The following is a 21,626-nucleotide window of genomic DNA, read 5'->3' as shown; positions in this document are numbered from 1 at the left end:
ATTTTCAGTAAAACTAAAACATGAAAACATGAATAAAAATTTATTTATTTAGGAGGTCGAAAATGGAATGTAACTGAATACTTTTTTGATGTACTTTATCTTTTAAAGCATCATTTTACCCAAGGCCTCCAGTAAGCATTCTTTATAACTTTTGGCAACGGCAATTCTCAATTCGCCACAGATCAAGTGATTATCTTCAAAAGACTCTATATTGGCAAGATTGACGATGTAGGAGTTATGAACACGCATAAACTCGTCCGGCAGACTTTCAATGAGATCTTTGAGTGTTTTGTAATAAATGTACTTTTTATGATCTTTGGTATAAATTTCCACATAGTTTCCCAGTCCCTTGATAACTGCAATATCATGATAGAAAAGCTTAATCAGCTTTTTATCTGTTTTAATAAACGCAAATGTCCGGTTTTCTATCATTTTGAGAAGATGTCTTACAGTACTCTTTGAGCATGAAGATAGGCCTTGTTCCAGTATTTTTCGTTCAGAGACGAAATAATAACGCCTTTTGAAGTAGACGCATGAATAAATTTCACTTCACCGTCCGGACCAATATCGTGAACAATTCCCACATGAGAAACTCTGCTTCCTCCAGCGGTTGCAAAAAATAATAAATCTCCAGGTTTCACTTCTTTGATATCAATGTTTTTTCCTGCATCAGCCTGATCAGAAGATCTTCGGGGAAGGTTGAAATCATTTTCTTCAAATACTTTTACTGTAAAACCAGAACAATCAAATCCAGAAGAGGTATTTCCCCCAAATTTATAGGGTGTTCCAATGTATTTTTCAGCATCCTTCAAGATATCGTTGATGGATCTGGATACCTTACCATCAAATCTTGAATCCAGTTTTCTGAGGTTTTCAGATCTTGCTACGTTCTTCGTATTCGAACTTTTACTTGCGGAAGCGCTTTTGGACGACCCGCAGGAAACTACAAAAACAGAAGCTGCCAGTACAACAACAATCTGCTTTATTTTCTTTTTTTGTTGAAATAATTCCGTTCCCATACTCTTCTGATTTATAATTAATTAACAAAACCACAACAAATATACATTATATATTTTAATTATACTATAACTATACTACAACTATATTATAAATATATGTTAAAATTTTATTTTTCATTATTTATTGGTATCTTTGATTTCTATTTTGAAGATATGGCAACTTATGAAAGCATAATCAAGATCACAGGAACTGTGGGCGACCTTGTATTTTATAATCTGAACGGGAAGAATGTGGTTCGGAAGAAAAGCGGATTTAATAAAACCGCTTTTAAGAAAAATCCTTCTTATGAAAAGGTACGCCAGAACAGTTCGGAGTTCGGGCATTGTTCTAAAATTGGAAAAGCGATTAGAAAAAGTCTTGACATGTATATCAAAAATGCGGGGGATCCCCTACTCTACCAGAAGTTCGCCAAGGTAATGACCGAAATAAAAGATCTGGATATCATTTCTGAAAGAGGAAAAAGAAATGTAAAAAACGGATTGAAAACTCCGGAAGGGAAAAAACTTTTAAGAGCATTTCAGTTTGGAGAAGTAAAGAATATATCCTCAGATACTCTCATTGAAAATCAAACATTACATCTGAAAGAAAGCTATACTGCACATAAAGTTGTCGTGTTAACCTTAAAATTGGATGCTGAAAATTATACTACCGAATTGGCAGAAGAAACCGTTCTGAATCCACCACAAAAAATAGATGTAAAGAACCCTTTTTCTGAAGATGATGTTCTTCTTTATTTTCTAGCGCTGAAAAGTGAAAATGACGTAGTTATCTGTATGGGGTTTGTGTAAAATAAAAAAGTCTGCAGTGATCTGCAGACTTTTTGTTTTATTCTTTTCCTCCTTTCCATGAACCTGATCTCGAAGGCGTTGGAATTGAGTTGGACCAGTTTCCGCTTCCTTTTTTATCTATTCCCAGTTTTCCTTTGAAGTCTCCTTCTGAAGGAAGTCCTACTGAGGCATTAAGATCTCCTGTTTCACTTAAATTTCCGGAAATATTATAGTTTTCTTGATTTACATCGGAATGCATTGTTCCCACCACTTTACCATTGGTGTCTACTACAATGTTCCAGACTCCCTTATCACTTCCGTCATATGTACCAGACCATTTTCCTACATAATCATAAATGGTATCATCATTGGAGCTGCAACCGATAAATAAAAACGTCATTAAAAAAAGTAAAAAAAATTTCTTCATAGTTTCAGTAGTTTTATAACCTAAAAATTCCCTTTATTCTCTGTTTTCATTCCTGAAAAATGGATCACAAAGAATAGTATTTAATATTTATTATTTTTTTTGTTCCGTGCAAATCTACTAATTTTTTCTTCAAATTGTCTGAATTTTAATTAGTGGTCAATATGTTTATTAAAAAACAACATTTTCCGGCTAAAATACAAATATTTTTCAAACAAATTTAAGATGTGGAAATTTTGAGTTATTTTGAAAATTTGATGGAAAAAGTACACTTATTCTCAGAATGGATATAATGGCTTTTCTTCCAAATACTTCTACCGCCTTTTTCCATTCGTTTTAATTTAAATTTTACTATAATAAAATATTTTTAATTATAATATTACTCAAATCAATTTTAAAACAAATTATTATTCCCATTTACAAGATATTTCTTACCTTAGTGAAAAAAATAAACTTATTCAAATTATAACATGAAAACAAAGACATTTGCACTGTCCTTACTGGCATTTTGTGGAAGTATAAACGCACAAGTAGGAATTAACACCACCTCTCCTACTCAAACTTTAGATGTTAACGGGTTGGTAAGGGTAAGAGCACTTTCAAACCCTGATAATAAAATTGTAGCGGCTAATGCTCAGGGAGTTTTGACCTTAATTTCTCCAGAAGAAATTTTTGCACCGAAAGCTCTGCTCAACACCTCAATGTCATCTGCTGAACAAAGATTTACGATATATGAGGGAAAATGTTTTCAACCTACAGACAATGCCTCTTCCTGTACAGTTACTCTGAACCACTACACTTCTTGTGCCGGATTTACAAACCCCGTGGATACTCAAGTGGTTATAGGTCAGTTGATCAACACAAGTAACGGCCAGTTTTCAGGTACCTGGACAGCACGATATGTAGACAATAAAGGATTGGTTTCTGCCACTTCTACAGGTAACCAAACGTCACCGGATTATCCTAGAATTACCTATACCACTAATCTCGCTAACTATTTAGGAAGTGGGAGCTTTGGCGGACAGTGCAATACCGATATCACTACAACTATCAACCAGACAACCGGAGATATAAAAGTAGAATCAGTAAAAAGAAGCATGTACGCTCATCTTGTTTACCTTATCAATATCGCCCGCTCCAGAACGCAATAATAAAAACGATCTGATTTCATATATCCCGCTGCAACTCTTAAGTACGGCGGGTTTGTTTTATATAGACCTTATGAATTTGCAGGTTAATATTATAAAAGGTGTTTAAAAAGAGAAGAAATAAAAAGGAAATAGCGGTCTATTTTGCTATATTTGAGTTAACTTTCAAAATCAAATCACATGGACTTAAAAATTGGAGATACAGTTTATTTAAAATCAGATGCAAGAACAATAATGACCATTAATGATACTTCTGTAAAAGGTAACGGCTACTATGAATGTGTATGGTTTTCACAGGAACTCTTACAGATTGGCCACTTCCATAAAGATACACTGGTAAAATATGACAGAGAAAAGTAATAAAGCCCTTTATCAGGGCTTTTTTTGTGAATTACACCTATATTTTTACTGTCTGTATCAACAATATATTTAGCAAGTCTTCCTACCGATTTCTCTATGATTCATGATCATTCTTACAATGTTTAAGATTTGAATGGTAAGAGTAACCTTACCCATTTTAAAAAAAAAGACCGAATTAACGGCCTTTGTAAATTAATGTACTACTGGGTATGTTGGTGCTTTAATAATCACACTACATGCAAAAACGCAGGATTCTATGGATCCAAATTCACCAATGTATCTTGTTCCACAGGTACACGAAAATCCGCCACTAACTGATTTTAAGGTATTTCTTGATAATTTTTTCATAATGATTTATTTTTGATTAGGATGTGAAATTACACTGTTATTAAAAATTAATCAAGAATCAATTAGTAAGTGTAGACGATTTTATAGTAAGTGTGGAAATAATACCTCATTAGTTATTTTGTATACAATTAGAAGAAAAAAAACGATCCCCCTTATTTCAAGAGGTTTACCGTAGTGGAGAATACAGTTCAAACTTCCCCATTTCTTCTGTATATTTATCAGTTTTTCTTTTGGTTGAAGATTACAAAACAGGCAGAACATTCTTTCGTTGTATACAGATCCGATCGTTTTTATATTTTGCCATAATTTCAACAACCTTTGCCAGAAGGGGAATGTCAGTTTGATATTGTGATTTCTGCCAGCTACTCATAATCCATAACCCTCCATCGTTACCATCTTTGATGTCTTCCCGCTTAAGTTGGTAAACATCACTGTATGTGGGTCCAGTGTAATATTGAAAGATAAATATTTCTTCTTATTACATCCAGTCTGTCTGAATCAAAAATAAAGTCTTCAATCCTCTTAAGTTCTAACCGTGTCAAGGGCAGCTTTCTCACTTTCTTTTTTTTTCCCGATAAAAAGTTTGAAAGGATCTTTAATGGTGATTTTTTTTCTAAAATGTCTTTTTCTGAAAGAATTTTCTTACTGGAAATCTTTTCCGGATTCGGATAAATGAACAGATCAGTATAGCTACATCCGTTCGGCACTTGATTTTTGAATATACATTGTATTAATTATTTGGTACACGATTAATACAACTAAAGGAGAAAATAAAAACGGCAAACCCTTTATTGGCGTGGTTTGCCGTTGTGGAGAATACGGGATTCGAACTTTTCCGTTTCTTCTGTATATTTATCAGGTTTTTCAGTGGTTGAGGCTTTGTTTGCCACGATTTTGCCACACTTTATAAAAAACCTTCATTTAAACGTCTTCAAAGCGCATTTGCGGAAAGGAAGGGATTCGAGACCTGTAGTAATAAGTAATTGATTTTGTGGTTTTTAAATAGGTTTAGTATTTTTATTGCCATTGAATTAGCCACAATCTATCGCGCTACTTGCGGTTCGATCCTCTATCTTTCCAGACTACTTTATAATCTGCAAAAGTCTTTAACTATAATCCAAAGAACACTTTAGTTTAATATACAAATATACCAAAATATACTATTGAAGTATTTTTTGAATTTAGAACTTTAGAACAAATGTTTTTTGTGAAAAGTATTAATCCTGTCAAGTGACCAAGACGAGCGTATCTTCAAACACTTTTATAGATGATTTGGTTCGATTGATTAAAACTAAACAAAAATTATAAGCTCTGTTTTTATCAAATAATTTTTTAATTTTTGTTTATGGCTATTTAATTCTTAAAAATTAATAACGTTTATTATTGAAATAATAAATCTTTAAATCATGTTCATGTTTGCCCTTCTCTAATGAGAAAAATCGAATTATTGGGAGGACGATTGAAATAATTTCTGTGCTATATAATTTAAATATTATGATATACCGAAAATTATAAATCAATATCTAAATTCATCAACTTAGAGAATAATTCCAACATAAACCATAAATAATTAATGTTTTTTTTATAAAATGATTAGCAATCTTTAGACTTTCAATTAAAATCAATATTTTTGCGCCCTAATAACTGAAAATTCAACTAATTAAAATGAAAAAACTCTATCTCGGTGCATCTACCTTATGCGCGGTCTTGAGTATTTCTGCTCAGGAGGTTGTGTGGCAAAAAGATCTCAAATCCTCAACGCAGGATTTTCTAAGCCAGGTGACCACGACGATTGATCAGCAGTACCTTATCACAGGAAGTTCTATCCAGAGTAACAAACTTCAACAGGGAAGTAAACAGAATAACGGTTACGATTTCCATCTCATTAAACTGAATCAGCAGGGAGAAGAGGCTTGGGAAAAGTATTTCTCAGGAAATAATCATGATTATCTATCAGCCACGATAACCACTCAGGACGGAGGATTTCTCTTAGCGGGAACGTCTTATTCCGGAAAAGGGTTGGATAAAAAGGATGATTCCAAAGGAGGCTCAGACATCTGGCTGATCAGAATCAGTGAATTTGGGGATGAATTGTGGCAGAAAACACTCGGAACCTCTTCTGATGAAGAAGCCAGATCGGTTATTCAAACAACAGATTTAGGATTCTTTGTAGCCGGAAATGCCCAAAACTCTTCCAAAGGCTACGGTTCTAAAGATGTACTGATTATCAGGCTGGACAAAGACGGAAAAGAACTTTCCCAACTTATTTTAGGCGGAAAAGGTCTTGATGAAGTGGAGAAAATGATTCCCACAAAGGATGGAGGTGCTTTATTGGGAATATATTCAAGAAGTTCCGAAGTTCGTGTTTCGGGATCCGAACAACGATCTGCTACTTCAACAGCCATTAGCCAGATGCCAAAAGCCAGCAGCAATTTTGGAGAAGGTGACTACTGGATTGTCAAATTGGACAAAAACGGAAAAGTAGAATGGGAAAAGAACTTTGGAGGAAAAGGAGACGATCATATCCGAACATTGGCTTTGACTTCGAATGGATTTATCATCGGAGGGGAATCGAGATCAGAGAGGTCCGGAAACAAAACGGTTGGTATTGAAGAAGGAACTGATCTATGGTTGATTTCTCTTAATGAAAGAGGTGATGAGCAGTGGCAAAAATCCTACAATTTCAAAAACAGAGATATTCTGATGAGTATGAGTGTACTGCATGCAGCAGATGATAAATCTTCCAAAGGAATTTTATTGGGCGGTTATACTCAGGCAGAAGGAAGAATAGAAAAGGATGATGAAACCTTCTGGATGCTATATCTTGATGAGAATGGTAATGAACAGTGGAAAAAATACATCACGGGAGAATCCAGAAAGAGAGAAGAAAGGTTATCTGACTTAAAACTCAACAGAGATGGTTCAATTATTCTGGCCGGAACCAGCGCCGAAGAACTGGGAAAAGAGAACTGGAAGATCGTCAAACTGGGAGACAAGCAGGTTGATAAGCTGATAGAGAAACAAGATATTAAGATTTATCCTAACCCAGTCTCCGACTATGCTTATGTAGAAATCGGGTTTGATTTCAAAGAAGCAGATATTGTACTGTATGATATGGGAGGTAGACAGCTTCAGAATATAAAAACCAAGAATAAAGTCACCAAGATTAATACCCAGGCATTGGTACAGGGAGCTTATTTGGTGGTCATAAAAACGGACACGAATAAAACAGCGAATGCTAAACTGATTAAGAAATAAATTTAGGATGAATAAAAAAGTAATAAATATAGCAAAGCTAGCTGCATTTTTTTTTGCAGGCAGTATAACTGCACAAACAATGCAAAGATCTGAGGTAAAATCACCAGAAAGTTATGCATTTGAAAAATATGGAAATGTACCAGTAAATTTATATACTGGTGCAATCGATTTAACAGTGCCTGTAGCGTCTATTAATGAAAATGGGGTTAAGATTCCAGTCACTTTATCTTACGACTCTTCAGGATTTATTCCTCATAAAAAAAACGAGGTCGCGGGAGTTAACTGGACTTTAGTTGCTGGAGGAAGAATAACTAGAACATTAAATGGCACCCCAGATGAATACGTCGGAAATCCAAATTACCCAGGCATTTTTGGTTCTCCAAGAGATGTTCATGGTTTTTTAAAAGGAGTTCGAACTAATATTTCTTCCAATATAAATGCATATAATCTATATGGAGGAACAGGAAAAATTGACACCAATAATAATACTATTAGCTGGACCATGGGACCAGCATCAGACCCATCAAATGCATATGAAGGGACTCCAGATGTTTTCAGCTTTAATATGATGGGAATTTCTGGAAAATTTGTGATAGGCAATGATGGAAATGCATTAGTGGAATCAGATGATCCAAATATAAAAGTTGATTTATCACAAATGGCAATGTATGGTGGAGCAAATTTTTGTGGAAATGATGTGGTATCTGTCATTACAATCATGGATGGTCAGGGAAACAAATATATTTTTGGTGGAGACCTATCTAAGTATGAACTTTCTTATTATAATAGCAATGTTTTGTTTCAGGAGGGCTTTAAAGGGTTCCCAACAATTAATTCTTTTAGTCTTTCAAAGATTATTTTTAATGACGGCAAAACTGTAGAGTTCAAATATTATGAAGGATCTTTAAAGTATCAATATGATTTTTGCCATAATCCCAATATTCTGAGCGGTGTTGATTTAAATCCTGCTATAGCAATTGAAGCATATTATCAAGAAGGTGCAAGAAGTGATGATTGGTGGTTCTGTCTTGCTCCCGGTGGACCTGCCATGGCCTGTTCTGGTGGAACTGATGGATATTCAGTCCCGATTGAGAGCTTTTCAGTATTAAAAAAATCAGTATTAACTTCAATAAAATATGATAATAATGAAATAAAAATTAATTACCTCAATACAGGATATCCCATAAAACATAGATACTCAGCTCCTAAATACCTAAATGAATGGGTTATCAATAACGTTGAAACTTACAGTAACTCTAAATTAATTAAGAAAACGCAGTTTTCTTACGATCATTTAGGGGGGGAATTCAAACGTCCTTTTCTTAAATCAGTGAAAGATGTTGTCAGTAATCAGGAATACACATTCGCATACAATACTGTTTATTCTCTGCCTCCTTACTATACAAAGGGGATTGATCATTGGGGATATTGGAATGGACTAGACGGTAATACAAGCCTTGCTCCTGTATCAGATTACAACCGTGCTACAGGAGATTACACATTAGTTAATACCTATCGGGATCCCAGTCTGTTTTACTTTAATCAAGGATTGCTAAATCAAATCACATATCCTACTAAAGGTTCCACTACTTTTGAATATGAACCACAATACTACGGAAAAAGAGTGGAGCGAAATTCTACGAGTAATTTTTTACCTACACTGACAACAAATAATGGTTTTGTGGGAGGAACAAGAATCAAGGAAATAAAGAGTTTTTCTGAGGGAATTCTTACTAGCCAAAAAGAATACAAATATACAACGGCATTGAACCAAACAACAAGTTCTGGATTGCTAATGCACTGGCCCAGATATTATTATTACTGGGAATTTACGCAACAAGGAGGTTTTGGCCCCGAATGGTATAAGACAGGTATCCGTACAAGCTCAAATATTATTTCGTCCAGTTTAGATAGTTATAATGTTGGATATAGCAAAGTCTTTGAAGTAGAGCAAGGCAAAGGATATACTGAATATGATTTTTCAACATATGAAACCCATCCTGATCAAATAACTCCTGATACGGATAATATTAGAGAGTATGTTAGTTCTTATGCTAATATTAAACCGGTGAACCTATATAAAAATTTCAATAATTTATATGGTATTGATAAGAGTGTAATAAGAGGTAAATTACTGAGTCAAAAGACTTATTCGGAAAATGATTTTATAAATCCAATTAGAAAAGTAAACTTTGATTATACTGATAATATTGAATTCAACCCTAATAATTTAATTGACAATGATAGATATGTCTCTATTAATCACATGTCAGGTAAGTGGGTTCAAGCATACAAGAAGTATATGAACTCTTCATATATAAAGAAAAAAACAATTAAAGATTATTTTAATGGAACTGAAGTCAAAACAGAAATAGAGTATTTTTATGACAGTACCAAAAATTTAAATTTGTCAAGGCAAATTGTCAGAAATAGCGATAATACTGAGCTTAAAACCAGTTACAAATATCTAACGGATATTTTTCATGGATCTCCAAATCAACCAAATACATTTGTAGTACCTTATGCGTTTCTGATAAATATGTTCATGAAAAATATGTATAGTGTACCTTTAGTAACTACAAATTACAAGAATAATATTTTTTTAAATAGAACGCAGACTCTTTATGAGTTTAATCAAAATAATAACGTTCTTACTCTACCAAAAAAACAGTTATCTTATACCGAAGACAAGATAGTTTCAGCATTTTCATCATTGGGCTTACCCGATACTAATTTTGCAACAGAAGAAACTATTTATGATCTATATGATGCTAAAGGAAATATCCAACAGTATACCACTAAGGATGGTGTTTCAACTACAGTTATTTGGGGATATAACTTATCACATCCTATTGCCACTGTTGTTGGGGCGAAACTTTCTGAAATTAATACATCTTTAATTTCATCAATTGTTGCTGCTTCAGACACAGATGCAGCTGCACTTCCCAATAATGATGAAACGTTACTTTTACAAAGTTTAAAAACATTTAGAGATAATCTCACTAATTATCAGGTTACTACTTATACCTATGATCCTTTGATTGGAGTAAGAAGTATTACCCCCCCTTCCGGAATTCGAGAAGTATATTTTTATGATGATGCCAGAAGATTAATGGAAATCAGAGAAAACAATCAAACAGGCAAACTTTTAAAAGAATTCAAATATAATTATAAACACTAATCATGAAAAAAATACTCGTTCCAATAAGTACTATTTTTTTATCAGTATCGATCCAAGCTCAATTAGCAACAACGGAAAACTATATTTACACTAAAACATATATTAATTATCCAAGTCCTACAGATCCAGGTCAAATTCTTAAAACGGCTGAAAATGTTCAATATTTTGATGGTTTAGGTAAGCCTAAACAGATTATTAGTATAAAATCGACTCCTTTAGGGAATGATTTGGTAACCGCTATTCCTTATGATAATTTTGGAAGACAGGTGGATACATGGCTACCAACACCTATGACAACATTAAACGGAGGAATACAGTCTAGTGTTCAAGGAAATGTTCAAACCTATCATAATGATGCCCGACCTTTTACACATAAAGAACTTGAAAATTCTCCGTTAGACAGGCCTCTTTCACAAATACAACCAGGAACGTCATGGCAGGGACATGCGGTTCAGATGAATTATGAGGCGAATGTAAATGACGAAGTTAAAAAATATGTTACAGAAACAGTATGGATAGATGGAGCCTCTTCTTCTGAGATAAAAGTTAATGGTAGTTATATTGGAGGTCAACTTTATAAAAATACAGTGACCGATGAAGATGGTAACCAGACGGTACAATTTAAAAATGGAGAAGGACAAGTTTTATTAGAGAGAAAAATAATTAGTTCTACAGAAAGTGTCGATACTTATTATGTTTATAATGAGTATAATCAGCTTGCATTTATCATTTCTCCAAAAGCAGCGGAAGAAACAAAAAACTTAATTCCAGGGACTTTAATACCAGATGATATTTTAAACAATCTTTGTTATCAATATAAATATGACCGAAAGAACCGTTTAGTTGAAAAAAAGCTCCCTGGTAAAGGAAAGGAATATATGGTATATGATAAAGCTGATCGTTTGATTTTATCCAGGGATGAGATTTTAAAAAATCAAGGTAAATGGCTTATCACAAAATACGATCGCTTTGGAAGAGTCATTTATACGGGTTTCTTAACAGGTGGTGAGAGAATTACAAGACAAAATGAAATTGCTAATTTAATTATTACTGAAAGTAGAGATACTACAGGATTTACCCGAAATGGAATGACTGTGTACTATACGGATGGATATTTTGTCGGAGAAATTCCTACGATTCTAAGTGTTAATTATTATGACTCTTACCCTAATTATAATTTCAACCCAACTTTTCCTAGTGATATATTAGGAGAAACTACATTAACTGATAATTCTCTGGTAGACGGGATAAGTACTACAGGCCTTCCTGTGATGAGCTTAGGTAAAAACATTGACGATGATAGCTGGACAAAAAATTATACATGGTATAATAAAAAAGGAAAAGTTATAGGAAGCTATTCAATTAATCACTTAGGAGGATATACTGAAACGAAATCGAAACTTGATTTTGCAGGAATTCCTCAAAGAACAGATACTTATCATTTAAGAAAACAAGGAGAAACGGGAGTAACTATAGCTGAAAGGTTTATTTATGATAATCAAAACAGACTTTTACAACATTACCATAAAGTAGATGATAAGCCGGAAGTTATTTTAGGAGAATATACTTATAATGAGATTTCTCAGCTTAACAATAAAAAGGTTGGAAATAATCTGGAAAGCATAGATTATACCTATAATATAAGAGGATGGTTGAAGGGAATTAATGAAGATAAGATTTCAGTTTCTAATCTTGGAGGAAAATTATTTTCTTATAAAATAAGATACAACGATAGGTTAGGAATAGAAAATCCTGATACTACAGAGTTTTCTGGTAAAAATGTCATGCCAAAATACAATGGAAATATTGCAGAAGTAGATTGGCGAAACGTAGAAAATATAGGGAATAATCCATCACTTATTCCGAAAAGATATGGTTATGCTTATGATAAACTCAATCGATTAACAGCGGGATATTTTCAAAACCCTCAAAATCCATCTAGCAAAGAAAATACAGAATCAATAAATTATGATGCAAATGGGAATATTACAAAACTATTTAGAACTTCTACAACTGGATCTGGGAATACAACCCCAACATTAATTGATCGTCTTGAATATACATATTCAAACTCAAATAAAAGCAATACTCTCAAAAGTATAAATGATTATTCTTACAATCCATCGGGATACGAAGGAGGAGGTCAGGAATTTGGTTATGATCTGAATGGTAATATGACTTCAATACCGGATAAAACAATGGAAATACAATATAACTATCTTAATCTACCGCATAAAGTAGACTACAGTAGGGATATCGAAAATGTTTCAATTGTAACTAAATATAGTGCCAATGGAGAAAAGGTTCAAAAGATCAATACAACAGGAATAATGGGTATTATAGGGATGACTGTTACTAAAAAAACAACTGACTATTTAAATGGATTTCAATATCTAAAAAGCGAAGTAGTTAGTAATCCTACCTTTCCAGGAGGACCGGGAGGAGGGTCAGAATCTTTAAGATTAAATTTACAAACAGCTAAAGCGCTAGAGACAGAAGCTTATTCTATTAACAATGAACCTTCAGTAGTTCTTGGACCAACAGGAGTAAAAACAGTTGATTTACAATTCTTTCCCACAGCAGAAGGATTTTATGATTATATTAAAGATCAGTATATTTACCAATATAAAGATTACTTGGGAAATGTAAGATTAAGTTTTGGAAGAAACAGTTCAAACACTATTGAAATTGTTGATGTAAATGATTATTACCCTTTTGGAATGAATCATTTGAAGAGCGGATTTTCTTTTTTCGGAACAAGTTCATACAAGAATTATAAGTATAGTGGTAAAGAACTTCAAGAGAGTGGAATGTATGATTATGGAGCAAGAATGTACATGGCTGATATTGGAAGATGGGGTGTTTTAGACCCACTGGCAGAAAAATATCTAAGTTGGTCACCCTATAATTATACTTTCAATAATCCTATTCGATTTGTTGACCCTACTGGCATGGGGCCAGAAGATCCACCAAGCTATTATTTATTCTATGAAATTATAAACCGCACAAAGGTCGTCATGTATTATTCAACACAAGCAGATCCAACAAATCTACATATGATTAATCCTTTTGAGAACAGTATATTTAGTTATTCAGCTAATACAATTTATGCTAGATTCAGTCAAACATCTGATATAGGAACATCTTACTATTTCCCTAATGACAATAATCTTTCTAATATAAGTCCCTATAATGAAGGTTTATTTTCTAATATTACTCAATTTGACTGGAGAGGGTATGAAGATCAATTAAATACAATCTTACATTCAGCCTATAATGAGCTTAACCCAGGAATTAACTTTCCTTCGAAAGTTATAAATGAAAAAGACGTTGATGTTAAGCCAGGCACAATATGGTATACGTTTCCGGGCGCCGAACATAATATTTTTTCAAATGACACAATTAATCCAGGTATAAGATTTCTGTTAGACGAGAACGGGAGATTAAAAAAAGGAGGCTCATCCTTTTTCGATATTGTATCAGTAACCGATCATGAATATAATCACTATAAAGAGTATTTAGATCTTAAGCCATCATTAAATAATGGAGCAAATGTTAATGATCTTGTAAATAGCTCCGATCCACAAGCAAAAGAAAGATCTTCAATAGAGTTTCAAAGGTCAAAACCATATTATAAAAATACATCTATAACTCAACAAAATGCAGACAATGAATATTATCAACAAAATGGTGGTGATTAGTACTATATTATTATTAGGTTGTAATTCAAATAATAATTATAAGAAATGTTTACCAGTCGATGAAAAAAATGAAAAACCCCTCGTAAAAAAAATAATATTGACTCTAAGTGAAAGCAACAATGTTAAATATATTGATGTAGAGTTCAGACTTAAACCAGTCCTTACTAAAGAAAAAGAAATGTATTTTTATTTTCAAAAAGGTAATGACAATTATTTTATTAATTATCCTATTGAAGATAGCGCTATATCAACAGCTAATAAAAGGTTATATATTTATAATACTGAGAAGCTCTTTGAAGAAAGAAAAAAAGAGAAGAAAATTCATTCAAGTGATAAATCATACTATTATATTGAAGATAAAGATCTAAGGGATATTATATGCAATATAGTAAAAGAATCAAAAATTGTTTCTCAGAATTTTAAAGGGAATGAGCTTTCTTCATATACATTTAATCAAAATAGTGAAGTATTAATCGTGAAAAAGAATATTAATGATGTTATTATTGGTAAGTATATGCTTTTGTATCCTAAATATAAAGCTCGTTGAGAGATTCATCACAAACTAAGAGAGGTTTTTTTAAAATGATATCTTAATAATTTACTAAAGCCTCTAAATTGATATTGTTCAACATGATTTTTTGTTTTAAAATTTACTAGTGTACAAGTTGTTAACTTGGTAATTTTCTTAAAATTAGAGTGTCTTAAAAGTGTTGGTAATTTTGTGATTTTAGATATTGCTTCCCAAGAGCTATATTTAACTGAAAGATACAATATATTTGAATGTACCATCAACACAATTATTCAGTGTAAATAAAAATTGGCCAACTGTTTTTAGTTGGCCTTATATGATATTTGAGGCAGGATGGACCTATCTCCAAATACTTGTAAAGATAATTTAGTTCGTTCAACTCAGATTAATTATTATTTGCAGTTGATATTATTGTATACTACAACATCAAATTTAACCGAAAGCAGGAATTTATGGCGCGAGATAGCATTAGCTAAAGGCTTAAAATAAGAAGTTTCAAGATTCTTTTGAAAACTTCCTACAAGATTAAAAGACAATTTTCTTAATTACTTTTTCGACCACTCACATATTAATGCCATCATAAAGAATTCATTAAACTTTATTTTTTTACCATCTTTCCGTGTAAATTCTATAGATGACTGCTGGGGACCTCTTATTATCTTAATTTCGTGTAAAATTCTAATTCCTTGACCATAGGACGTATTTTTTAAAGCATCTATAATAGTAAGAATAATAAAGTTCTGGAATGTGAATTTCATTTATCTAAAGTACTATTATTGTCAGTAAACCTATTATGGATTACCGTAATTACTGAATTATTTGTTATTTTATATCTCTGATTGGAGATTATTTATTATATTGAAACTCAATTAAAATTATAGCAATGCAAAATTTAAAGAAAGTATTCAAGAGAACAATTAAAACAAGTTAATGGTGGTACCTAAGCACCTGGATACTATCTTCAGTGTCTTTCAGTAGGTCAATGTGATGATGCACAAGATCTATTTGAATGTTCTTGTCTTTGCGTTCCAAAACTTTAAAATATGATCTCTCATTTTTGAGCTTTTTTTGTTATGATGCTCATCGTAGGCATTTTTATAGATCGAAGAATTTTAGAATATTTTCTTATTAAGTAATTAAAACAACATTTATTGACAAATCATTATTTTTCAGATAAACAAGAACTTACGTTTTGCTATTATGAAAACTGCAACTAAGTTTCACAAAAAACAAAGAAAATCCTTGGAAATACCGATTAAATACTTACTTTTGTAACGCTTTAAGCAAACAAGGGGGGATTGGCGCAGTTGGCTAGCGCGTTTGACTGGCAGTCAAAAGGTCACGGGTTCGAATCCCGTATTCTCCACTGGTATAAATGAAGAAATCTTCAAAATACGCTAAAAGCTTGATTAATCCTGCAAATTCAAAAGATTTGCAGGATTTTTTTGTTTTACAGAATCGCAAAATTTTCAAATAAACTCATAAAGTTTGTGGCAAAATCGTGGCAATTGAAAATTTCAAAAAAGCCATATTGATCTTTACACAACTATTTGATTTACAACATGTAAACATCTTTAACGACTTGACCCAAAGGATTTTTAGTTCGACTTTTATAAACTTTAAAATGTTGAATTATGTTAGAGCAAAGTTATGGCCTCTTTTATTTCTTAAAGAGTGCAAAAAACAAAACAATTCGTACAGTGTATGTAAGGATTACCGTGGATGGTGTACCGAAAGAAGCTTCTACAAGAAGGCAGTGGGATCTCAATAGATGGGATCAGAAAGAAGGTAAAGCAATTGGAACCAAAGAAGACGCAAGGACTTTAAATACTTTCCTTGAATCATTGACAACTAAAATCAACGGCCTCAAAACAGAGTTATTTAACAAGGGTATTCCTGTTTCTTCAGTAGACCTTATCAATTTTGTAAATGGCCGTTCTGTAAGACGGAACAAAGTCCTTGAGGAATTTTTAGAGCATAATGAGGAAATCAAAGTTCTGGTTAGAAAGAAAGAATATTCCAAAGGAACTCATACCCGTTATGTCACAGCAAGATCCCATGTCCAAGATTTTATAAAGTATAAGTTTGAGCGGAATGATATTGAATTTACTACATTGAATTATGAATTCGCGAAGAACTATTACATGTATTTGAGAACAGTTAGGAATTGTTCAAATAATACGGCAATTAAATACATAAATAATTTCAAAAAAATCATTCTTAGGGCTGTTGCTAAAGATCTCATCACTAAAGATCCTTTCAAACTTTTTATAGGAAAAAAGACGAAAGTGAGAAAGCAACCCTTAACACGATTAGAACTTAAGAGGCTTGAAGACTTTATTTTTGATTCTGAGAGACTAGATGTAATAAGAGATATATTTATCTTTCAATGTTACACGGGACTAGCTTACATCGATGTTTACCAACTTAAATGGAAAGATATCAAGGATGGTAACGATGGAAGGCTATGGATTATGAGTAGCCGTCAGAAATCAAAATCTCAAACTGATATTCCTCTGCTCCCTAAAGCTGTTGAAATTATGGCGAAATATAAAAACGATCCGATCTGTATACAAAGAAAGAGTGTTTTACCTGTTCGGTCTAATCAAAAGATGAATGCATACTTAAAGGAGATTGCTGATGTATGTGAGATTTCGACAAATCTCAATACACACAAGGCCCGTAGAACTTTTGCAAGCACTGTGACACTCAATAATGGTGTCCCTATTCATGTTGTCAAGGAAATGTTAGGTCATTACTCTGTGAAGCAGACAGAAGAATATGCAATTACTGAGCAAGAGGCTATTGGTAAAGAAATGAAAGAACTGGAATTAAGATTAAGAAATGGTAATAGTAATGATCAAAGGGAAGCTCTTAAGAAAATGATGGAGGAACTTGAATCTGAACTATATTCATTAGTTCAGATGGAAGCTTTCACCAATGATACATGTTTTCAGACTAATATAGTCAAGATCCAATCTGTGCTTAATAGAATGCGACTTGGTATCTAATCAAATAAATAACATAGAAACCTCAATATATTTGGTATTGAGGTTTCTATATTCAGACAATTTTGAACTTAGTTATTCTTATAATGCTACGAAACCCTGGATGATATGAAGGTTCATAAACAATATAGCCCATATCCTGTAATTGGTGGAAATACTTATGATAGGTCGGAAAAGTGGCAATATGGGAAAGTTTCATTAACTTACTTCTACTTACCCGTATTATTTCCTTTTCATTCTGTCTATAAGCAAGCTGAACAATAGCATAAATTAATGAAATATGCCAGACGTTTAAACGTGGATCCCGTGTTACTTTTGACATGTACTCCAACCAACCTTGCGTAAGATTAGCATTCATCTTCAAAAAGACTAATTAAGTCTGTCTTATTATAGTAATAAGATCCCATTATCTTTCTGTGTCTGATCTTTTCTGAAATCCTGAAATTTTGAAGTGTTGCAGGAGAAATATCCATCAATTTCCTGATTTTCTTACTGCGTATCCATTCAAATTGACTGTCCTGCTCATTTTTATCATCCTTAGCGTTTAATAAAAGTACTATATCCTGAACGATTTGGACTCGTAGCACCTCGAGGTCTTGTCTAGTTATTGGTTCCATAATTCAAAAATTTATGGATTAAAAAAATGAAGAATGAAGAAATAGAAACGAAATACTAGATGTGTTGACTTTATTTGTCCTTTGTTGTCCTATTGATAAGTATTGATATGATAATAAGTTCTCCTTTTTTTGAAAACTATTTAAATAATAGGTAAATGAAAGGGATGTATTCGAATGTATTACATTAATTAGATCTTTGTTATGATTAAGGTAAATAATTTCCTTCTATAAGCCTATCTCAAAAAATGTTTCTTTTTGAGGATATATAAATTCAAAATTTAGTTTTTTGCCAAATATCACTCCCATCTTTATCAAACATCTTTATCAAAGTTTCGCCTTTGATGTAAGGTAAAAGTTTTACAATAATATATATAAATTCTATTATTTCTTCGGACTGCTCTTCATTAATATCGTAGCCAGCTTTTCTTAGCAAATGCAATGCTTTTTGAGGAGAATTTTTTTTTAATTCATATAGATGGGATATATTTTTTACTCTCAGAATATAGAACTTTATTGTTTTCTTTATGATGATTTTTCATAATGATTGGCTTAATGATTATAAATCACTATTAATTTAAAATCATCATTCCTGGAATCTTTTGAAGTATCTTCGTAGTTTATTTGATGGCCTTCTTTTACAGGTATTTAACGATAGTATTTTTTATTAAAAACTTCTAATTTTTGTACCTTTGAAAACATGAAAGAACAACATCTGGAGCCTAAACAAGAACTTTATCATTCTATTGCCAAAATTATTGTCAATTCAAAATAAAGTCTCTACAGAACGACAAATACAATATTATTAAATATGTATTGAGAAATCGGTAAACTTATTGTTCAGTATGAGCAAAATGGCGAAAAACGTGCAGGTTATCGAAAACATATACTTAAAAACTTAGCAAACCAGCTATCTCTTGAGTTTGGAAAAGGTTTCAATGAAAGAAATCTGAATAGTATGAGGGCATTCTGTAACTCTTTTCCAATTTGGAACGCTGTGCGTACCGAATTGAGTGGACTCATTATAGGATTATTGACAACCCTGATCACAGAATTCAATACGTAAATCATGCCATTGAAGGTAACTGGAGCACAAGAACACTGCAACGAAATATTGACAGTCAATATTTGGGCAGATTATTAAAATTTCCAGATTATAATAATGAGAAAGAACTTTCATCTTTCATCAAAGATCCCTACATATTTGAATTTCTGGGATTGCCACTGATACCACACAGACAAAAACCCAAATAGAAACAGCACTTATCTTCACTTGCAAGGCAGCAGCACATTGTTACCGATACCTCCGATTTTTTCATAGATCTTGTTTTCTATAATTATTATCTAAACTGTTTTGTCCTTGTTGATTTAAAAACACATAAATTAACCCACAGATGGATATATATATATTAGAATACATAATGATCTTAAAAAAGGAGATGATTACGATACGGGACTAAAACTCCCCTATTTTAAGCCTGCATTTATAAAGTTTTTATTAGATCGAAATGCAAATTGCCACGAATTTGCCATAATTATTCCTTACTTTTAAAAACCAGAACTTCTTTTTATATGTAAAAGAAACTTTATTAAATCTAAATTTTTGCAAAAAATCATAAACTATAAAATTCTTAATTAATTACTCAAAGAATTTTTAGTTACGCTCTACAAATATATTTTAGCCTAATATAATGTAATATATAAGTAGGACATTCTCTACAGAAATATTATTGAATAAATGTTTTTGAGGTTTTGCACATTTCAATTTGATTTCAAAGAATTATCTTCATAACTCTAAAGTGTAAAAATACAAAATTTATGGCATCATTGATAAATGAACAATTGGAATTGATTACACATTACAATCAATAAGCTTAGTCCTTGAGCTAAAATAACGATCACAAAAGCCAATCTAAACAATAATGTAATTTTATAAATCCTAATAAAAATCAGGTTTCATCATTAAAATAAAGCTTTAGTTCTAAATACAATTACTGTAAATAAAGTTATATTTGTTGCTTCTTTATTTTTAATAAGACTAAATAGATATAAAATGCGACAGAACGATCATAAAAAATCCAAAGGGACCTTCAAAAAATATATTCTGAAAGCTCATTTATGGCTCGGATTGTCTTCAGGTATCATTGTATTGGTAGTTTCATTGTCGGGTGCATTTTTTGTTTTCAATGAAGATATTACCGCTGCATTGCGCAAGGAAACGACCTTTCATGGTGAAAAAGATATTCAGCATAAGAAGCCAATTCCTATACGCGAATTAAAAGATCTGGTGAATGCCCAGCTGAAAAATGAAATCGTAAAAACAGATGAAGCAACTATTCCTATAGACCCTGCCCGCTCTTATCAGTTCGGACTGATTAAAGTTAATCAAGATGGTTGGAATCATTTCAACACATTCATTGTTTATAAAAACGTTTATGTAAACCAATACACCGGGAAGGTACTCGCAATATATGATGTAAAAAATAATCCATTCTTTATCTGCATGACCCTGCACCGCTCGTTACTGCTAAGCAATAAAATTGGCGGTACTATCGTAGGAATATCTACCATTATTTTTGTAATAATGCTGATTACAGGAATTATCCTATGGTGGCCGAAGAATAAAAAAATGCGTAAACAGCGCCTATGGTTCCGTTGGGAGAAAGTAAAAGGCTGGCGACGCAAAAATTACGATGTACACAATATTCTTGGATTCTATGCCTCTTTCCTTGCAATTGTTGTAGCCATTACCGGTATCATGTATTCGTTTCGTATTACCCAAGTGTGGTTATATGCACTTCTCAATGGCTTTTCCACTGCTACACCAGATTACAGTCAATATAAAACAACCGCTCCGGAATCTGTGGAAACGGTAACAACCATAGACCGTATCATAGAACAGGTAAAAACTCATTATCCGAAGGCTTACTCTTTTGGAATTGATCTGGAAGACCATGCTGAAGCAGATCATAAGCACGATAATTTAAGCATCTGGATCAAGGATAAAGAATTCACTTATGCCGAGTCTTCCATGATGATCTTCGATGAGCATTCTGGGAAACTTCTATTTAACCATCCCCACGAAGACAAACCTATGGCCGAAAGAGCTACAGATGCTACGTATGATCTTCACGTGGGAGCTTTTTTCGGAATGCCCGGGAAAATTTTAGCATTTATCATGAGTTTATTCTGTGCCTCATTGCCCATAACCGGATTTATGATCTGGTGGGGAAGAAAAAATAAAAAAAAACCAACAACTTAAATCTAT

Annotated in this window: 14 protein-coding genes, 1 tRNA gene and 1 pseudogene; 12 read left to right on the top strand and 4 right to left on the bottom strand. The window is 32.6% G+C overall.

Going from position 1 to position 21,626, the window contains the following annotated elements; genetic code table 11:
- Positions 1–102: 102 nt before the first annotated feature.
- Together ACQ76T_RS06425 and ACQ76T_RS06420 are read right to left on the bottom strand one after the other, a co-directional pair.
- Positions 103–432 (bottom strand): LytR/AlgR family response regulator transcription factor, encoded by a 330-nt coding sequence (locus tag ACQ76T_RS06425; protein ID WP_431342496.1) that lies wholly within the window; start codon positions 430–432, stop codon positions 103–105.
- 14 nt (positions 433–446) lie between these two features.
- Entirely contained in the window at positions 447–1,019 is a 573-nt protein-coding gene (locus ACQ76T_RS06420; protein ID WP_431342495.1) for a C40 family peptidase, read from the bottom strand.
- A gap of 96 nt (positions 1,020–1,115) precedes the next feature.
- Between ACQ76T_RS06420 and ACQ76T_RS06415 the strand changes: the two genes are divergently transcribed.
- A complete protein-coding gene (locus ACQ76T_RS06415; RefSeq protein WP_431342494.1) occupies positions 1,116–1,808 on the top strand; it encodes a hypothetical protein in 693 nt (230 codons plus the stop codon).
- A gap of 37 nt (positions 1,809–1,845) precedes the next feature.
- On the opposite strand, the gene ACQ76T_RS06410 is transcribed toward ACQ76T_RS06415, so the two are convergent.
- Positions 1,846–2,214: a hypothetical protein gene (locus tag ACQ76T_RS06410; RefSeq protein ID WP_431342493.1), complete on the bottom strand. Its 369-nt coding sequence runs from the start codon at positions 2,212–2,214 to the stop codon at positions 1,846–1,848.
- A gap of 467 nt (positions 2,215–2,681) precedes the next feature.
- Between ACQ76T_RS06410 and ACQ76T_RS06405 the strand changes: the two genes are divergently transcribed.
- The 8 genes from ACQ76T_RS06405 to ACQ76T_RS06370 all read left to right on the top strand — a co-directional run bounded on the left by ACQ76T_RS06405 (position 2,682) and on the right by ACQ76T_RS06370 (position 17,747).
- The gene (locus ACQ76T_RS06405) at positions 2,682–3,362 is read left to right on the top strand and encodes a hypothetical protein (RefSeq protein ID WP_431342492.1); all 681 of its coding nucleotides are present in this window, start codon (positions 2,682–2,684) and stop codon (positions 3,360–3,362) included.
- 177 nt (positions 3,363–3,539) lie between these two features.
- Positions 3,540–3,719: a DUF2158 domain-containing protein gene (locus tag ACQ76T_RS06400; protein ID WP_431342491.1), complete on the top strand. Its 180-nt coding sequence runs from the start codon at positions 3,540–3,542 to the stop codon at positions 3,717–3,719.
- Between the two features lie 2,013 nt (positions 3,720–5,732).
- Positions 5,733–7,325, top strand: a complete 1,593-nt coding sequence (locus ACQ76T_RS06395; RefSeq protein ID WP_431342490.1) for a T9SS type A sorting domain-containing protein — start codon at positions 5,733–5,735, stop codon at positions 7,323–7,325.
- 7 nt (positions 7,326–7,332) lie between these two features.
- Positions 7,333–10,506, top strand: a complete 3,174-nt coding sequence (locus ACQ76T_RS06390) for a hypothetical protein (protein ID WP_431342489.1) — start codon at positions 7,333–7,335, stop codon at positions 10,504–10,506.
- Positions 10,507–10,508: 2 nt separating this feature from the next.
- Positions 10,509–14,207 (top strand): DUF6443 domain-containing protein, encoded by a 3,699-nt coding sequence (locus ACQ76T_RS06385; protein ID WP_431342488.1) that lies wholly within the window; start codon positions 10,509–10,511, stop codon positions 14,205–14,207.
- A complete protein-coding gene (locus tag ACQ76T_RS06380) occupies positions 14,176–14,754 on the top strand; it encodes a hypothetical protein (RefSeq protein ID WP_431342487.1) in 579 nt (192 codons plus the stop codon). The genes ACQ76T_RS06385 and ACQ76T_RS06380 overlap by 32 nt, the downstream gene beginning before the upstream one ends.
- A 1,274-nt stretch (positions 14,755–16,028) precedes the next feature.
- Positions 16,029–16,102: transfer RNA gene (locus ACQ76T_RS06375), tRNA-Ala, on the top strand.
- 268 nt (positions 16,103–16,370) lie between these two features.
- Positions 16,371–17,747 (top strand): site-specific integrase, encoded by a 1,377-nt coding sequence (locus ACQ76T_RS06370; protein WP_431342486.1) that lies wholly within the window; start codon positions 16,371–16,373, stop codon positions 17,745–17,747.
- Positions 17,748–18,091: 344 nt separating this feature from the next.
- Here ACQ76T_RS06370 and ACQ76T_RS06365 read toward each other — a convergent pair whose 3' ends face one another.
- Entirely contained in the window at positions 18,092–18,331 is a 240-nt protein-coding gene (locus ACQ76T_RS06365; RefSeq protein WP_431342485.1) for a DNA-binding protein, read from the bottom strand.
- A gap of 850 nt (positions 18,332–19,181) precedes the next feature.
- Between ACQ76T_RS06365 and ACQ76T_RS06360 the strand changes: the two genes are divergently transcribed.
- The 3 genes and pseudogenes from ACQ76T_RS06360 to ACQ76T_RS06350 all read left to right on the top strand — a co-directional run bounded on the left by ACQ76T_RS06360 (position 19,182) and on the right by ACQ76T_RS06350 (position 21,620).
- Positions 19,182–19,424 (top strand): DUF1016 N-terminal domain-containing protein, encoded by a 243-nt coding sequence (locus ACQ76T_RS06360; protein WP_431343723.1) that lies wholly within the window; start codon positions 19,182–19,184, stop codon positions 19,422–19,424.
- 209 nt (positions 19,425–19,633) lie between these two features.
- A pseudogene (locus tag ACQ76T_RS06355) lies at positions 19,634–19,771 on the top strand (PDDEXK nuclease domain-containing protein); the annotation flags it as partial.
- A gap of 640 nt (positions 19,772–20,411) precedes the next feature.
- Positions 20,412–21,620, top strand: coding sequence for a PepSY-associated TM helix domain-containing protein (locus ACQ76T_RS06350; protein ID WP_431342484.1), 1,209 nt, complete (start codon positions 20,412–20,414; stop codon positions 21,618–21,620).
- Positions 21,621–21,626 lie beyond the last annotated feature (6 nt).

It is taken from the genome of Chryseobacterium sp. JK1, from assembly GCF_050632815.1.
Taxonomy (GTDB): Bacteria; Bacteroidota; Bacteroidia; order Flavobacteriales; family Weeksellaceae; genus Chryseobacterium.
The sequence above is the reverse complement of the archived record's forward strand: the minus strand, read 5'-3'. Positions and strand labels throughout refer to the sequence as shown.

Coding starts and splice junctions, on each gene's coding strand:
- ACQ76T_RS06420 (WP_431342495.1), bottom strand. CDS start 1,019: ATGGGAACGGAATTATTTCAACAAAAAAAGAAAATAAAGCAGATTGTT.
- ACQ76T_RS06390 (WP_431342489.1), top strand. CDS start 7,333: ATGAATAAAAAAGTAATAAATATAGCAAAGCTAGCTGCATTTTTTTTT.
- ACQ76T_RS06400 (WP_431342491.1), top strand. CDS start 3,540: ATGGACTTAAAAATTGGAGATACAGTTTATTTAAAATCAGATGCAAGA.
- ACQ76T_RS06350 (WP_431342484.1), top strand. CDS start 20,412: ATGCGACAGAACGATCATAAAAAATCCAAAGGGACCTTCAAAAAATAT.
- ACQ76T_RS06410 (WP_431342493.1), bottom strand. CDS start 2,214: ATGAAGAAATTTTTTTTACTTTTTTTAATGACGTTTTTATTTATCGGT.
- ACQ76T_RS06380 (WP_431342487.1), top strand. CDS start 14,176: ATGAATATTATCAACAAAATGGTGGTGATTAGTACTATATTATTATTA.
- ACQ76T_RS06370 (WP_431342486.1), top strand. CDS start 16,371: ATGTTAGAGCAAAGTTATGGCCTCTTTTATTTCTTAAAGAGTGCAAAA.
- ACQ76T_RS06395 (WP_431342490.1), top strand. CDS start 5,733: ATGAAAAAACTCTATCTCGGTGCATCTACCTTATGCGCGGTCTTGAGT.
- ACQ76T_RS06385 (WP_431342488.1), top strand. CDS start 10,509: ATGAAAAAAATACTCGTTCCAATAAGTACTATTTTTTTATCAGTATCG.
- ACQ76T_RS06415 (WP_431342494.1), top strand. CDS start 1,116: ATGTTAAAATTTTATTTTTCATTATTTATTGGTATCTTTGATTTCTAT.
- ACQ76T_RS06405 (WP_431342492.1), top strand. CDS start 2,682: ATGAAAACAAAGACATTTGCACTGTCCTTACTGGCATTTTGTGGAAGT.
- ACQ76T_RS06425 (WP_431342496.1), bottom strand. CDS start 432: ATGATAGAAAACCGGACATTTGCGTTTATTAAAACAGATAAAAAGCTG.